Genomic DNA, 12,655 nt, shown 5'->3' on the forward strand with positions numbered 1-12,655 from the left:
CTTACCCCGTGATCGCTTCGACAGACAGGCCGCGCTTGGCGGCGATGTCGTCCGGAGACTGCATGGAGGAGAGACCATTGATGGTCGCACGCACCACGTTCACCGGGTTGGTGGATCCGTAGCACTTGGCCAGGACGTCATGGACGCCAGCCAGTTCGAGCACGGAGCGCATGGCACCACCGGCGATGATCCCGGTACCCTCGGAGGCCGGCTGCATGTACACCTTGGAGGCACCGTGACGGGCCTTTACCGGGTACTGCAGCGTGTGGCCGCTGAGGCTAACCTTGATCATGTTACGGCGCGCCTGGTCCATGGCCTTCTGGATCGCCACAGGCACTTCACGCGCCTTGCCGCGACCGAAGCCGACACGACCATTGCCATCACCAACGACAGTCAATGCGGTGAAACCGAAGATACGGCCACCCTTGACCACCTTGGCGACACGGTTGACCTGCACGAGTTTCTCTTGCAGATCGCCGTTGTTCTGTTCGTTCTTCGCCATCGTAAAACCCTTTAGAATTCCAGGCCGCCTTCACGAGCGGCGTCGGCCAGGGCCTTGACACGACCGTGGTACTTGAAACCAGCCCGGTCGAAGGCAACCTGAGTGATGCCCGCTACCTTGGCGCGTTCGGCAATCAGTGCACCCACCTTGGCGGCGGCGTCTGAATTACCTGTCGCACCCTCGCGTAGGGCCTTGTCCAGCGTCGATGCACTGGCCAGGACCTTACCACCATCCGGCGAGATGATCTGCGCATAGATGTGGCGAGGCGTACGGTTTACGCACAGGCGGAACACGCCCAGCTCGCGGATCTTGGCGCGAGCGCGGCGGGCACGACGGAGACGAGATTCTTTCTTCGCGTTCATAACCCTGCCTTACTTCTTCTTGGCTTCTTTGCGGCGGACCTGCTCGTCGCCGTACCGGATACCCTTGCCCTTGTAGGGTTCGGGCGGACGGAAGGCGCGGATTTCCGCGGCAACCTGGCCGAGCTGCTGCTTGCTCGCGCTCTTCAGCACGATCACGGTGTTCTTCGGGGTTTCCGCAGAGACACCTTCCGGCAGCGTGTATTCGACCGGGTGGGAGAAGCCGAGTGTCAGGTTGAGCGTCTTGCCACTTGCCTGGGCACGATAGCCGACGCCATTGATCTCGAGGGACTTGGTGAAGCCCTCGCTTACACCGGTGACCATGTTCTGGACCAGTGCACGGGTAGTGCCGGCCATTGCCCAGCTCTTGGCGGACTCACTCGGCGCGAAGGTCAACTGACCCTCTTCCTGGCCGAGGGCCACGTCTCCATGAACGGTCATGGAGAGTGTGCCTTGAGAGCCCTTGACGGACAGCTGGTCGCCATCGAGCTTGACCTCGACGCCGCTGGGCAATTTAACCGGATATTTGGCTACGCGGGACATTCCAAACTCCTAGAATACGGTGCAGATGACTTCGCCACCGACACCAGCCTGACGAGCCGCACGATCGGTCATCACGCCATTAGAGGTGGAAACGATCGCGATACCCAGGCCATCAGCGACTTTCGGCAGGCCGTCCTTGCCCTTGTACTGGCGCAGAGACGGCTTGGACACCCGCTGAATGTGCTCGATAACCGCCTTGCCCTCAAAATACTTGAGAGTCAGGGTCAGCTCGGGCTTGGCACCTTCTGCGACGGCGATGTCGTGGATGTAACCCTCTTCCTTCAATACGCGGGCCACCTCGACCTTCAGCTTGGAGGACGGCATGGTGACCGTCTCCTTGGTGGCCATCTGCGCATTGCGGATACGAGTGAACATATCCGCCAGCGTATCTTGCATGCTCATTACGTTGCGCTCCTGATGATCTACGTGGCCGTTACCAGCTGGACTTCTTGAGCCCAGGGACGTCGCCACGCATGGCGGCTTCACGCAGCTTGTTGCGACCGAGGCCGAACTTGTTGTAGAAGCCGTGCGGACGGCCGGTGATACGGCAGCGGTTACGCTGACGTACCGGGCTCGAGTCGCGCGGCAGCTGCTGCAGCTTGAGCTGCGCGTCGAAGCGCTCTTCGTCTGAAGCGTTCACGTCGTTGATGATAGCCTTGAGCTCGGTACGCTTTGCAGCGTACTTCGCGACCAGCTTGGTACGCTTGAGCTCACGCTCTACCATGCTTTTCTTTGCCATGATCCCACCCTTATTTCTTGAACGGGAAGTTCAGCGCGCTCAGCAGCGCACGACCTTCTTCATCGGTGTTGGCAGTGGTGGTGATGGTGACGTCCAGACCACGGATCCGGTCGATCTTATCATATTCGATCTCCGGGAAGATGATCTGCTCACGCACCCCCATCGAGTAGTTGCCACGACCGTCGAAGGACTTCGGGTTGAGACCACGGAAGTCACGTACGCGGGGGATCGCGATATTCACCAGGCGGTCCAGGAAGTCCCACATGCGCGCACTGCGCAGTGTGACCTTGATACCAATGGGCCAGCCTTCACGCACCTTGAAGCCCGCGATGGACTTGCGTGCCTTGGTCACCATCGGCTTCTGACCGGAGAGCTTCTCCAGGTCACCGACGGCATTTTCGATCAGCTTTTTATCACTGGTCGCTTCGCCGATACCCATGTTGAGGGTCACCTTGGTGATCCGGGGTACCTGCATAACGTTGGCGTAGCTGAACTGCTCTTTGAGTTGAGCTGCCACCTCGTTTTGATAACGTTCTTTCAAGTTCGCCATTTTGCTACCCGACTCGCGTTAGGCGTCGATCTGCGTCTGCGTCGACTTGTAGATACGTACCTTGGTACCGTCTTCCTTCACCTGGAAGCCGACGCGATCCGCCTTACCGGTCTCCGAATTGAAGATGGCTACGTTGGACGCGTGAATCGGAGCCTCGCGCTCGACGATACCGCCCTGATTGCCCGCCATGGGATTGGGCTTGGTGTGACGCTTGATCATATTCACACCGGACACCACGAAGCGGTTTTCGAGAACCCGCTTGACGGTGCCGCGCTTGCCCTTATCCTTGCCGGCGATGACGATGACTTCATCATCACGTTTGATCTTTTGCATATCCGCCTCGCTCCTTACAGCACTTCAGGCGCCAAGGAAATGATCTTCATGAACTTCTCGTTGCGAAGTTCACGAGTGACCGGACCAAAAATACGGGTGCCGATCGGCTGCTCGTTGGTGTTGTTCAACAGAACCGCCGCATTTCCATCGAAGCGGATCAGCGAACCGTCGGGACGACGGACGCCACTACGGGTGCGAACGACCACTGCCTTGAGGACCTGGCCCTTCTTGACCTTACCCCGCGGAATGGCTTCTTTCACCGTTACCTTGATGATGTCCCCAACGCGGGCATAGCGACGGTGTGAACCGCCCAGCACCTTGATGCATTGCACCCGGCGCGCTCCGCTGTTGTCGGCGACATCCAGCATTGTCTGAGTCTGAATCATCGGTTTTCTCCAAACCTAATCTGACTGCACTGGTTTCGAAGGCGCTTGCCGAACTTAGCCCTTGGCTTGCTCGACCACCTCGACCAACGTCCAGGCCTTCTTCTTGGACAGCGGACGCGATTCCTGAATGGAAACCGTGTCGCCGGCCTTGGCCTGATTCGCCTCGTCATGGGCGTGCAGCTTGGTGGAGCGCTTCATGTACTTACCGTAGATCGGGTGACGCTCACGGCGCTCGATCATCACGACGATGGACTTGTCCATCTTGTCGCTCACCACCTTGCCGGTGAGCGTACGGGCTTTCTTTTCTTCGGCCATCTCAGTCACCTGCCTTCTCGTTGAGCACAGTCTTCACGCGGGCAATATCCCGACGGACCTGCTTGAGCAGATGAGTCTGGCTCAGTTGGCCGGTGGCCTTCTGCATGCGCAGGTTGAACTGCTCGCGGAGGAGTTCAAAGAGCTGCTCGTTAAGCTCTTCTACTGACTTTTCACGAATTTCCTGGGCTTTCATCACATCACCGTCCGTTTCACAAAGGTGGTGGAGACCGGGAACTTTTGAGCCGCCAGGCTGAACGCCTCACGTGCCAGCTCTTCAGAAACACCCTCGATCTCGTACAGGACGCGGCCTGGCTGGATCTGCGCGACCCAATACTCGACCGAGCCCTTCCCCTTACCCATACGGACTTCCAGGGGCTTCTTGGAGATCGGCTTGTCCGGGAATACCCGGATCCAGATCTTGCCACCACGCTTCACATGACGGCTGATGGCACGACGACCTGCCTCGATCTGGCGGGCGGTGACGCGGCCGCGACCGGTGGCCTTGAGGCCATACTCGCCGAAACTCACTTTGCTTCCGCGATGCGCCAGGCCACGATTACGGCCTTTCTGCATCTTGCGGAATTTCATACGCTTGGGTTGTAACATCGATTCGCTCTCCCCTTACCTGGAACCTTTCTTCTTGGAGGGCGCGTTCGTCGGCTGCTTAGCCTTGGCGCGAACCTCTTCGATGCCCCCGAGGATTTCACCCTTGAAGACCCAGACCTTGACACCGATGATGCCGTAGGTGGTCTTGGCCTCATAGGCGGCGTAGTCGATGTCCGCACGCAGAGTGTGCAGCGGCACGCGACCTTCGCGGTACCATTCGGTACGCGCGATTTCCGCACCACCAAGGCGACCTGACAGCATCACCTTGATACCACCGGCGCCCAGGCGCATGGCGTTCTGAACGGAACGCTTCATGGCACGACGGAACATCACGCGACGCTCGAGCTGGCCGGCAATGTTCTGCGCGACGAGCATGGCGTCGAGCTCCGGCTTGCGGATCTCTTCGATGTTAACGTGCACCGGCACGCCCATCATCTGGGTGACGTCGCGACGCAAACGGTCGACGTCTTCACCCTTCTTGCCAATCACGATGCCCGGACGGGCGGTGTGAATGGTGATGCGGGCATTGTTCGCCGGACGCTCGATGTGGATGCGACTCACGGACGCATTCTTCAGCCGCTCCTCGAGGAAGCGACGCACTTCGAGATCGTTGTTCAGCTTGTCGGCATAAGTACCGCGCTCGGCGTACCACACCGAGGTATGGTCTTTGACGATACCCAGCCGAATACCTGTCGGATTTACTTTCTGACCCATCTGGTCGACTCCTACTTCTCGGCTACCTTGACGGTGATGTGGCAGGTGCGCTTCAAGATACGATCCGCACGGCCTTTGGCGCGCGGCTTGATACGCTTGAGCGTCATGCCCTCATCGACGCAGATGGTCGAGACACGCAGCTCGTCGATGTCCATGCCGTTATTTTCTTCCGCATTCGCGATGGCGGACTGAAGCACTTTCTTGACCAACTTGGCAGCCTTCTTCGGTGAGAAGGTCAGCAGGTCAATTGCTTCGGCGACCGGTTTACCGCGCACCTGGTCAGCCACCAAACGGGCCTTCTGGGCGGATAAACGAGCGCCACGCAGCTTAGCTGTGACTTCCATCTCTCAATCCTCTCTGGCTTACCGTTTGGCTTTCTTGTCCGCCGCATGACCGCGATAAGTGCGGGTGGCAGCGAATTCGCCCAGCTTGTGGCCAACCATTTCCTCGGAGACATGCACCGGGACGTGTTGGCGACCGTTATGGACTGCAATGGTGAGGCCCACCATGTTCGGCAGGATCATGGAGCGACGCGACCAGGTCTTGATCGGTTTGCGATCGCTCTTCTCCACTGCAGCCTCAACCTTCTTCAGCAGATGAAGGTCGATAAAAGGACCTTTCTTCAGTGAACGTGGCACAGCCGTTACCCCTTAATGTGTGTTACTTGGCCTTGCGGCGACGAACGATAAGCTTGTCGGTGCGCTTGTTCTTACGGGTCTTGTGGCCCTTCGTGGGAACGCCCCACGGAGTCACCGGGTGACGACCACCGCTGGTGCGGCCTTCACCGCCACCGTGCGGGTGATCCACCGGGTTCATGGCCACGCCGCGAACAGTCGGACGCACACCTCTCCAGCGCTTCGCACCGGCCTTGCCAAGTTGACGCAGGCTGTGCTCGGAGTTGCTCACTTCACCCAAGGTCGCACGGCACTCGGCCAGAATCTTGCGCATCTCGCCGGAGCGCAGACGAACCGAAGCGTAGTTGCCTTCGCGGGCGACCAGCTGAGCACTGGTACCGGCGCTGCGTGCGATCTGTGCGCCCTTGCCGGGTTTCAGCTCGATGCAGTGCACGGTGGAGCCCACCGGGATGTTACGCAACGGCAGGGTATTACCCCGCTTGATCGCTGCGTTGACGCCGGACTCGAGGGTATCGCCAGCCTTCACGCCCTTGGGCGCGATGACGTAGCGGCGCTCGCCGTCCAGGTACTTGAGCAGTGCAATGTGCGCACTGCGGTTCGGGTCGTATTCGATACGCTCAACGACGGCAGGAACGCCATCCTTGGTGCGCTTGAAATCGACCAGACGATAGTGCTGACGGTGGCCACCGCCCACGTGACGGGTGGTGATGCGACCGTTGTTATTACGTCCACCGGACTTGGACTTTTTCTCAAGTAGCGGCGCGTAAGCGCGGCCCTTGTAGATCTCGTCGTTGACGATCTTGACGACGTGACGACGACCGGCGGAAGTGGGTTTAGTCTTGACTACTGCCATGATCCGTACTCCTGCCCTTATTCGGCGCCAGAGAAGTCTTCGAGCGTCTCGCCCGCGGCCAGGGTCACATACGCTTTGCGGTAACCCTTGCGCTGACCGATGCCATTTGCGGTGCGCTTGGTCTTGCCCTTCATGTTCAGGACCTGCACGCGATCGACCTTCTTGCCGAACAGAGCCTGGACGGCCTTCTTGATCTCCGGCTTGGTCGCGTCGTCCGCCACCTTGAACACATACTGATTGCGTTCAGCGGCGAAAGCGGCCTTCTCGGTCATGTGCGGACCAAGCAGAACCTTGAATACACGTTCCTGGTTCATGCCAGCTTCTCCTCGAATTTACGCAGAGCAGAGACGGTGACCAACACCTTGTCGAAGGCGACCAGGCTCACCGGGTCGGCGGCGGCAACGTCCACGACATCCACGTTAGGGATATTGCGGGCAGCCAGGTAGAGCTTCTCGTCGAGTTCTTCGGTAACGATCAGCACTTTCTCGAGCCCCAGCTCACCGAGCTTGGCAACCAGCTGCTTGGTCTTGGGCGCGTCGACGGTGATCTCTTCGACCGCCACCAGACGCTCCTGACGCACCAGTTCCGAAAGGATCGAGCGCATCGCCGCGCGGTACATCTTGCGGTTGACCTTCTGCGAGTGGTCCTGAGGACGCGCTGCAAAGGTCACACCGCCGCTACGCCATAGCGGCGAGCGGATGGTACCGGCACGGGCACGACCAGTACCCTTCTGGCGCCACGGCTTCTTGCCGCCGCCACGCACTTCGGAACGGTTCTTCTGGCCGCGAGTACCCTGACGACCACCGGCCAGATAGGCGGTGACGACCTGATGTACCAGCGCTTCGTTGAATTCTTTGCCAAAGGTCGCTTCGGACACTTCGATAGTGCCGGCGCTAGCACCTGCTAGATTCAGATTCATCGGTTCCAACCCCCTCAGCGAGCTTTGACGGAAGAGCGCACAACGACGTCGCTACCCGGTGCACCAGGGACAGCGCCCTTGATCAACAGCAGGTTGCGTTCGGCGTCGACACGGACGACTTCCAGGCTCTGCACGGTGCAGCGGACATTGCCCATCTGACCGGCCATCTTCTTGCCTTTGAAGACGCGACCCGGGGTCTGGCACATGCCGATGGAGCCCGGCGCGCGATGCGACAGAGAGTTGCCGTGGGTCATGTCCTGGGTGCGGAAGTTCCAGCGCTTGACGGCGCCCTGGAAGCCCTTGCCCTTGGAGGTACCGGTCACATCGATGATCTGACCAGCTTCGAAGAGGGATACGGTGAGTTCGCCACCCACTTCCGGTGCTTCGTCGCCTTCGGCGAGACGAAATTCCATCAGTGAACGACCGGCCTCGGTGCCTGCCTTGGCAAACTGTCCAGCTTGCGCCTTGGTCAGGTGCTTGGCCTTGCGGGAACCGGTTGTAACCTGGACTGCGCTGTAACCGTCGGCTTCGACAGTCTTGACGCGAGTCACACGGTTAGGCTCAACCTCAATAACGGTCACGGGCACGGATGCGCCATCTTCGGTGAAGACCCGGGTCATACCGGACTTCTTACCGACTAAACCGATAGTCATGTTCAGTCTCCTAATAGTGTACGGGGCTATCACCCGCTATGGCTGCCCTTTCCAGAGCATTCCACTAGCACGTTGTATGACGCCATCCCGGCGTGGCGGCTGCTGCTCGGCGGTATCGTATGCCGGGCGCTGGGCCGCGAGTGTCTAGTGAGGTCTCAGTCGAGTTTGATTTGCACGTCAACGCCAGCGGCGAGGTCGAGCTTCATCAGTGCGTCAACGGTCTTTTCGGTGGGTTCGACAATGTCGAGCACACGCTTGTGAGTGCGAATCTCATACTGGTCGCGCGCGTCCTTGTTGACGTGCGGCGAGATCAGGATGGTATAGCGCTCACGGTTGGTCGGCAGCGGGATCGGACCGCGCACCTGAGCACCGGTACGCTTGGCGGTTTCAACGATCTCCGCGGCGGACTGGTCGATCAGGCGATGGTCGAACGCTTTCAACCGAATGCGAATCTTTTGGTTCTGCATTAGCCCTAAACTCCAATGGATGTCGACGGCGCGAGCCGTCTACCCACGCATTCAAAGGATGCGCATTATAGGCATGGCGACCGCCGGAGTCAAACACTCTGGCGAAAACATGCGCAGAAAGGGGGCCCCCGCAGGAGCCCCCTTCGATCATCGGGTGAGCCTAAGGCTTACTGGATGATCTTGGCGACAACACCGGCGCCAACGGTACGGCCGCCTTCGCGGATCGCGAAGCGCAGGCCGTCTTCCATGGCGATCGGTGCGATCAGGGTAACAACCATCTTGACGTTGTCGCCCGGCATGACCATCTCGACACCTTCCGGCAGTTCACAGGTACCGGTTACATCGGTGGTACGGAAGTAGAACTGCGGACGATAGCCCTTGAAGAACGGCGTGTGACGACCACCCTCTTCCTTGGACAGCACGTAGACTTCGGCTTCGAAGACGGTGTGCGGGTTGATGGTGCCCGGCTTGGCCAGTACCTGACCACGCTCGACGTCGTCACGCTTGGTGCCGCGCAGCAGGGCGCCGACGTTCTCACCAGCACGACCTTCGTCGAGCAGCTTGCGGAACATCTCGACACCGGTCACGACAGTCTTGGTGGTGTCCTTGATACCGACGATCTCGATCTCTTCGCCAGCCTTGACGATACCGCGCTCGATACGACCGGTAACCACGGTGCCGCGGCCGGAGATGGAGAACACATCTTCGATCGGCATCAGGAACGGCTGATCGATGGCACGCTCCGGCTCCGGGATGTACTCATCCAGGGCCTTGATCAGGTTGGCGACGGCAGTAGTACCCATGCCGTTGTCGTCTTCACCGTTCAGCGCCATCAGCGCAGAACCGATGATGATCGGCGTATCGTCACCCGGGAAGTCGTACTCGGACAGGAGTTCACGAACTTCCATCTCGACCAGCTCGAGCAGCTCTTCGTCGTCGACCATATCGGCCTTGTTCAGGAACACGACGATGTACGGCACGCCGACCTGACGCGACAGCAGGATGTGCTCGCGAGTCTGCGGCATGGGGCCGTCGGCAGCAGAACAGACCAGGATAGCGCCGTCCATCTGGGCAGCACCGGTGATCATGTTCTTGACGTAGTCAGCGTGCCCCGGGCAGTCGACGTGCGCATAGTGGCGCTCTTCGGACTGATACTCGACGTGAGCGGTGGCGATGGTGATGCCGCGCTCGCGCTCTTCCGGAGCATTATCGATGCTGTCGAACTGGCGCCATTCGCCGCCGAACACCTCGGCAGAAACGCGGGTCAGGGCCGCAGTCAGCGTGGTCTTGCCGTGGTCGACGTGACCGATGGTGCCGACGTTGACGTGCGGTTTGGAACGTTCAAATTTTTCCTTAGCCACTGCTATAACCTCTTTACGTTAGCTAACGGTTAACCGTTCTGGTTGATGACGGCTTCAACGACGCTGGAGGGCGCCTCGTCGTACTTTGCAAACTCCATGGAGTAGCTTGCGCGGCCCTGGGTCTGAGAACGCAGGTCGGTTGCATAACCGAACATCTCGCCCAGCGGCACCATTGCGCGGATGACCTTGCCCGAAGACGTGTCATCCATGCCCTGCACCAGACCGCGACGACGGTTCAGGTCGCCCATGACGTCACCCATGAACTCCTCGGGGGTCACGACTTCGACCTTCATCATCGGCTCCAGCAGCACGGCCTTGGCCTTTCTGGCCCCTTCCTTGACCGCCATCGAAGAGGCGATCTTGAACGCAGTCTCGTTGGAGTCCACGTCATGGTAGGAACCATCATACAGCGTGACCTTGACGTCGATCATCGGGTAGCCCGCGATGACACCGTTTTGCAGCTGCTCATAGGCCCCTTTCTCGACGGCACCCACGTATTCCTTGGGCACTGCGCCGCCGACGATCTCGGAGGTGAACTTGAAGTGCAGTTCTTCGTCCTCCTCCTTGTCCGCTTCGGTGAGCGGCTCGATGCGCAGCCAGACATGGCCGAACTGGCCACGACCGCCCGACTGGCGCACGAACTTGCCTTCCTGCTCGACGCTGCCGCGAATGGTTTCGCGGTAGGCGACCTGGGGCTTGCCGATATTGGCTTCGACCTTGAACTCGCGACGCATGCGGTCAACGATGATATCAAGGTGCAGCTCACCCATCCCGGAGATGATGGTCTGACCGGTCTCTTCGTCGGTCTTGACGCGGAACGACGGATCTTCCTGAGCCAGCTTGCCCAGCGCCACGCCCATCTTTTCCTGGTCGGCCTTGGACTTCGGCTCCACCGCCACCGAGATCACCGGATCCGGGAACTCCATGCGCTCCAGCACGATCTTGTCGTTCAGGTCGCACAGGGTGTCACCGGTGGTGACGTCCTTGAGGCCGATACAGGCAGCAATATCGCCAGCGTAGAGCTCTTTGATCTCTTCGCGCGAGTTGGAGTGCATCTGCACGATACGACCCACGCGCTCCTTCTTGCTCTTGACCGAGTTGAACACGCTGTCGCCCGACTTCAATACGCCCGAATAGACGCGAATAAAGGTCAGGGTGCCGACGAACGGGTCGGTGGCGATCTTGAACGCCAGTGCCGAGAAGGGTGCGCTGTCGTCGGCTTCACGGGTGGCGATGGTGCCATCCTTGTCGTCCAGCTCGCCCTCGATGGCCTTGACCTCGGTGGGCGACGGCATGAACTCGATGACGCCGTCGAGCACCGCCTGGACGCCCTTGTTCTTGAACGCCGAGCCGCAGGTGACCAGCACGATTTCATTGGCCAGGGTGCGCGCGCGCAGCCCCGCCTTGATCTCTTCGAGGGACAGCTCACCGCCTTCGAGGTACTTGTCCATCAGCTCTTCCGAGCCTTCGGCAGCGGCCTCGATCATCTCTTCGCGGTACTTCTCGGCAGTTTCCTGGAGCTCGGCAGGAATGTCGGCCAGGTCATAGCTCATGCCCAGGTCGTCTTCATTCCACAGGATCGCCTTCATCTGCAGCAGATCGATGACGCCCTTGAAATTTTCCTCGGTGCCCCAGTTGATCTGGATCGGCACGGCGTTAGCGCCAAGCCGCTCCTTGAGCTGGTCGACGACCATGAAGAAGTCGGCGCCGGCGCGGTCCATCTTGTTGACGAACACCATGCGCGGCACTTCGTACTTGTTGGCCTGGCGCCATACGGTCTCGGTCTGCGGCTGGACGCCGGACGAGCCACACAGCACCACTACCGCTCCATCGAGCACACGCAACGAACGCTCAACTTCGATGGTGAAGTCAACGTGCCCCGGCGTGTCGATGATGTTGATGCGGTGCTCATCGAACTGCTTGTTCATGCCCTGCCAGAAGCAGGTAGTCGCTGCGGAGGTGATAGTGATACCACGCTCCTGCTCCTGCTCCATCCAGTCCATGGTGGCTGCGCCATCATGGACCTCGCCGACCTTGTGCGACAGGCCGGTGTAGAACAGGACACGCTCGGTGGTGGTGGTCTTACCGGCGTCAACGTGGGCGACGATACCAATGTTGCGGTAACGCTTGAGCGGAGTCTTGCGTGCCACGATGGAATTCCCCATTGGTTGGACGTGCTGCCCGATCGGGCAGCACCTCGTGTATGGAAGTCGGCGAACGCGCCGTGCTTAGAACCGGTAGTGGGAGAAGGCCTTGTTGGCTTCTGCCATGCGGTGCACGTCTTCACGCTTCTTGACTGCCGCACCCTTGCCTTCGGCGGCGTCCAGCATTTCGCCGGCGAGACGCTGCACCATGGTCTTTTCACCACGGTTACGAGCAGCGTCTACCAGCCAGCGCATGGCCAGAGCCTGACGGCGAGAGGGACGGACTTCCACGGGCACCTGGTAGGTTGCACCACCGACCCGACGAGACTTGACCTCGACCATCGGCTGGATAGTTTCCAGCGCCTTGTCGAAGATCTCCAGCGGCTCTTCCTTGCTACGCTCGATAACGATATCCAGCGCACCATAGACGATCTTCTCAGCAACAGACTTCTTGCCGCTGATCATCAGGTGGTTCATGAACTTGGCCAGGCGCTCACTTCCGAACTTGGGATCCGGCAGGATATCGCGCTTAGCAGCAACTCTTCTTCTAGGCATGATAAGCCCTCAGTAAAGGGT

Annotated in this window: 22 protein-coding genes; all 22 read right to left on the reverse strand. The window is 59.7% G+C overall.

Annotated elements, in window-relative coordinates:
• Position 1: 1 nt before the first annotated feature.
• Positions 2-502: a 30S ribosomal protein S5 gene (rpsE, locus tag IEI94_RS19315; protein WP_191168862.1), complete on the reverse strand. Its 501-nt coding sequence runs from the start codon at positions 500-502 to the stop codon at positions 2-4.
• An 11-nt stretch (positions 503-513) separates the two neighbouring features.
• Entirely contained in the window at positions 514-864 is a 351-nt protein-coding gene (rplR, locus tag IEI94_RS19320; RefSeq protein ID WP_191168863.1) for a 50S ribosomal protein L18, read from the reverse strand.
• A gap of 9 nt (positions 865-873) precedes the next feature.
• A complete protein-coding gene (gene rplF, locus IEI94_RS19325) occupies positions 874-1,404 on the reverse strand; it encodes a 50S ribosomal protein L6 (protein WP_191168864.1) in 531 nt (176 codons plus the stop codon).
• 9 nt (positions 1,405-1,413) lie between these two features.
• Complete coding sequence (rpsH, locus tag IEI94_RS19330) at positions 1,414-1,806, reverse strand: 30S ribosomal protein S8 (protein ID WP_191168865.1); 393 nt, start codon at positions 1,804-1,806, stop codon at positions 1,414-1,416.
• 31 nt (positions 1,807-1,837) lie between these two features.
• Positions 1,838-2,143 (reverse strand): 30S ribosomal protein S14, encoded by a 306-nt coding sequence (gene rpsN / locus IEI94_RS19335; protein WP_191168866.1) that lies wholly within the window; start codon positions 2,141-2,143, stop codon positions 1,838-1,840.
• A 10-nt stretch (positions 2,144-2,153) separates the two neighbouring features.
• Positions 2,154-2,693 (reverse strand): 50S ribosomal protein L5, encoded by a 540-nt coding sequence (rplE, locus tag IEI94_RS19340; RefSeq protein WP_095623209.1) that lies wholly within the window; start codon positions 2,691-2,693, stop codon positions 2,154-2,156.
• Between the two features lie 18 nt (positions 2,694-2,711).
• Positions 2,712-3,026 (reverse strand): 50S ribosomal protein L24, encoded by a 315-nt coding sequence (rplX, locus tag IEI94_RS19345; protein ID WP_009723895.1) that lies wholly within the window; start codon positions 3,024-3,026, stop codon positions 2,712-2,714.
• Between the two features lie 14 nt (positions 3,027-3,040).
• Complete coding sequence (rplN, locus tag IEI94_RS19350) at positions 3,041-3,412, reverse strand: 50S ribosomal protein L14 (protein ID WP_008959163.1); 372 nt, start codon at positions 3,410-3,412, stop codon at positions 3,041-3,043.
• A gap of 54 nt (positions 3,413-3,466) precedes the next feature.
• The gene (gene rpsQ, locus IEI94_RS19355) at positions 3,467-3,727 is read right to left on the reverse strand and encodes a 30S ribosomal protein S17 (RefSeq protein ID WP_089659633.1); all 261 of its coding nucleotides are present in this window, start codon (positions 3,725-3,727) and stop codon (positions 3,467-3,469) included.
• Position 3,728: 1 nt separating this feature from the next.
• Positions 3,729-3,920, reverse strand: a complete 192-nt coding sequence (rpmC, locus tag IEI94_RS19360; protein WP_076749605.1) for a 50S ribosomal protein L29 — start codon at positions 3,918-3,920, stop codon at positions 3,729-3,731.
• Positions 3,920-4,333 carry a 50S ribosomal protein L16 gene (rplP, locus tag IEI94_RS19365; protein WP_076749606.1) on the reverse strand — a complete coding sequence of 138 codons (414 nt, stop codon included), beginning with the start codon at positions 4,331-4,333 and terminating at the stop codon, positions 3,920-3,922. The genes rpmC and rplP overlap by 1 nt, the downstream gene beginning before the upstream one ends.
• 15 nt (positions 4,334-4,348) lie before the next feature.
• Positions 4,349-5,047, reverse strand: coding sequence for a 30S ribosomal protein S3 (rpsC, locus tag IEI94_RS19370; RefSeq protein ID WP_191168867.1), 699 nt, complete (start codon positions 5,045-5,047; stop codon positions 4,349-4,351).
• An 11-nt stretch (positions 5,048-5,058) separates the two neighbouring features.
• Positions 5,059-5,391: a 50S ribosomal protein L22 gene (rplV, locus tag IEI94_RS19375; RefSeq protein ID WP_018917732.1), complete on the reverse strand. Its 333-nt coding sequence runs from the start codon at positions 5,389-5,391 to the stop codon at positions 5,059-5,061.
• Positions 5,392-5,409: 18 nt separating this feature from the next.
• Positions 5,410-5,685, reverse strand: coding sequence for a 30S ribosomal protein S19 (gene rpsS / locus IEI94_RS19380; RefSeq protein ID WP_008959165.1), 276 nt, complete (start codon positions 5,683-5,685; stop codon positions 5,410-5,412).
• Positions 5,686-5,707: 22 nt separating this feature from the next.
• Positions 5,708-6,535: a 50S ribosomal protein L2 gene (rplB, locus tag IEI94_RS19385; RefSeq protein WP_191168868.1), complete on the reverse strand. Its 828-nt coding sequence runs from the start codon at positions 6,533-6,535 to the stop codon at positions 5,708-5,710.
• Positions 6,536-6,552: 17 nt separating this feature from the next.
• The gene (gene rplW / locus IEI94_RS19390; RefSeq protein ID WP_191168869.1) at positions 6,553-6,849 is read right to left on the reverse strand and encodes a 50S ribosomal protein L23; all 297 of its coding nucleotides are present in this window, start codon (positions 6,847-6,849) and stop codon (positions 6,553-6,555) included.
• Positions 6,846-7,454, reverse strand: a complete 609-nt coding sequence (gene rplD, locus IEI94_RS19395; RefSeq protein WP_191168870.1) for a 50S ribosomal protein L4 — start codon at positions 7,452-7,454, stop codon at positions 6,846-6,848. The genes rplW and rplD overlap by 4 nt, the downstream gene beginning before the upstream one ends.
• Positions 7,455-7,468: 14 nt before the next feature.
• Positions 7,469-8,107, reverse strand: coding sequence for a 50S ribosomal protein L3 (gene rplC, locus IEI94_RS19400; protein WP_191168871.1), 639 nt, complete (start codon positions 8,105-8,107; stop codon positions 7,469-7,471).
• Between the two features lie 155 nt (positions 8,108-8,262).
• Complete coding sequence (gene rpsJ / locus IEI94_RS19405; protein ID WP_016419080.1) at positions 8,263-8,574, reverse strand: 30S ribosomal protein S10; 312 nt, start codon at positions 8,572-8,574, stop codon at positions 8,263-8,265.
• A 167-nt stretch (positions 8,575-8,741) separates the two neighbouring features.
• Positions 8,742-9,935: an elongation factor Tu gene (gene tuf / locus IEI94_RS19410; protein ID WP_191168872.1), complete on the reverse strand. Its 1,194-nt coding sequence runs from the start codon at positions 9,933-9,935 to the stop codon at positions 8,742-8,744.
• Between the two features lie 29 nt (positions 9,936-9,964).
• On the reverse strand, positions 9,965-12,085 hold the full coding sequence (gene fusA / locus IEI94_RS19415; RefSeq protein WP_191168873.1) for an elongation factor G: 2,121 nt from the start codon (positions 12,083-12,085) through the stop codon (positions 9,965-9,967).
• A 78-nt stretch (positions 12,086-12,163) separates the two neighbouring features.
• A complete protein-coding gene (gene rpsG / locus IEI94_RS19420) occupies positions 12,164-12,634 on the reverse strand; it encodes a 30S ribosomal protein S7 (protein ID WP_191168874.1) in 471 nt (156 codons plus the stop codon).
• Positions 12,635-12,655: the final 21 nt, after the last annotated feature.

The organism is Halomonas sp. ML-15, assembly GCF_014779595.1.
GTDB lineage: Bacteria > Pseudomonadota > Gammaproteobacteria > Pseudomonadales > Halomonadaceae > Franzmannia.

Excerpts from the sequence above, each read along its gene's own strand:
- rpsE (WP_191168862.1), bottom strand. The coding sequence starts at position 502 with ATGGCGAAGAACGAACAGAACAACGGCGATCTGCAAGAGAAACTCGTG.
- rplR (WP_191168863.1), bottom strand. The coding sequence starts at position 864 with ATGAACGCGAAGAAAGAATCTCGTCTCCGTCGTGCCCGCCGCGCTCGC.
- rplF (WP_191168864.1), bottom strand. The coding sequence starts at position 1,404 with ATGTCCCGCGTAGCCAAATATCCGGTTAAATTGCCCAGCGGCGTCGAG.
- rpsH (WP_191168865.1), bottom strand. The coding sequence starts at position 1,806 with ATGAGCATGCAAGATACGCTGGCGGATATGTTCACTCGTATCCGCAAT.
- rpsN (WP_191168866.1), bottom strand. The coding sequence starts at position 2,143 with ATGGCAAAGAAAAGCATGGTAGAGCGTGAGCTCAAGCGTACCAAGCTG.
- rplE (WP_095623209.1), bottom strand. The coding sequence starts at position 2,693 with ATGGCGAACTTGAAAGAACGTTATCAAAACGAGGTGGCAGCTCAACTC.
- rplX (WP_009723895.1), bottom strand. The coding sequence starts at position 3,026 with ATGCAAAAGATCAAACGTGATGATGAAGTCATCGTCATCGCCGGCAAG.
- rplN (WP_008959163.1), bottom strand. The coding sequence starts at position 3,412 with ATGATTCAGACTCAGACAATGCTGGATGTCGCCGACAACAGCGGAGCG.
- rpsQ (WP_089659633.1), bottom strand. The coding sequence starts at position 3,727 with ATGGCCGAAGAAAAGAAAGCCCGTACGCTCACCGGCAAGGTGGTGAGC.
- rpmC (WP_076749605.1), bottom strand. The coding sequence starts at position 3,920 with ATGAAAGCCCAGGAAATTCGTGAAAAGTCAGTAGAAGAGCTTAACGAG.
- rplP (WP_076749606.1), bottom strand. The coding sequence starts at position 4,333 with ATGTTACAACCCAAGCGTATGAAATTCCGCAAGATGCAGAAAGGCCGT.
- rpsC (WP_191168867.1), bottom strand. The coding sequence starts at position 5,047 with ATGGGTCAGAAAGTAAATCCGACAGGTATTCGGCTGGGTATCGTCAAA.
- rplV (WP_018917732.1), bottom strand. The coding sequence starts at position 5,391 with ATGGAAGTCACAGCTAAGCTGCGTGGCGCTCGTTTATCCGCCCAGAAG.
- rplB (WP_191168868.1), bottom strand. The coding sequence starts at position 6,535 with ATGGCAGTAGTCAAGACTAAACCCACTTCCGCCGGTCGTCGTCACGTC.
- rplW (WP_191168869.1), bottom strand. The coding sequence starts at position 6,849 with ATGAACCAGGAACGTGTATTCAAGGTTCTGCTTGGTCCGCACATGACC.
- rplD (WP_191168870.1), bottom strand. The coding sequence starts at position 7,454 with ATGAATCTGAATCTAGCAGGTGCTAGCGCCGGCACTATCGAAGTGTCC.
- rplC (WP_191168871.1), bottom strand. The coding sequence starts at position 8,107 with ATGACTATCGGTTTAGTCGGTAAGAAGTCCGGTATGACCCGGGTCTTC.
- rpsJ (WP_016419080.1), bottom strand. The coding sequence starts at position 8,574 with ATGCAGAACCAAAAGATTCGCATTCGGTTGAAAGCGTTCGACCATCGC.
- rpsG (WP_191168874.1), bottom strand. The coding sequence starts at position 12,634 with ATGCCTAGAAGAAGAGTTGCTGCTAAGCGCGATATCCTGCCGGATCCC.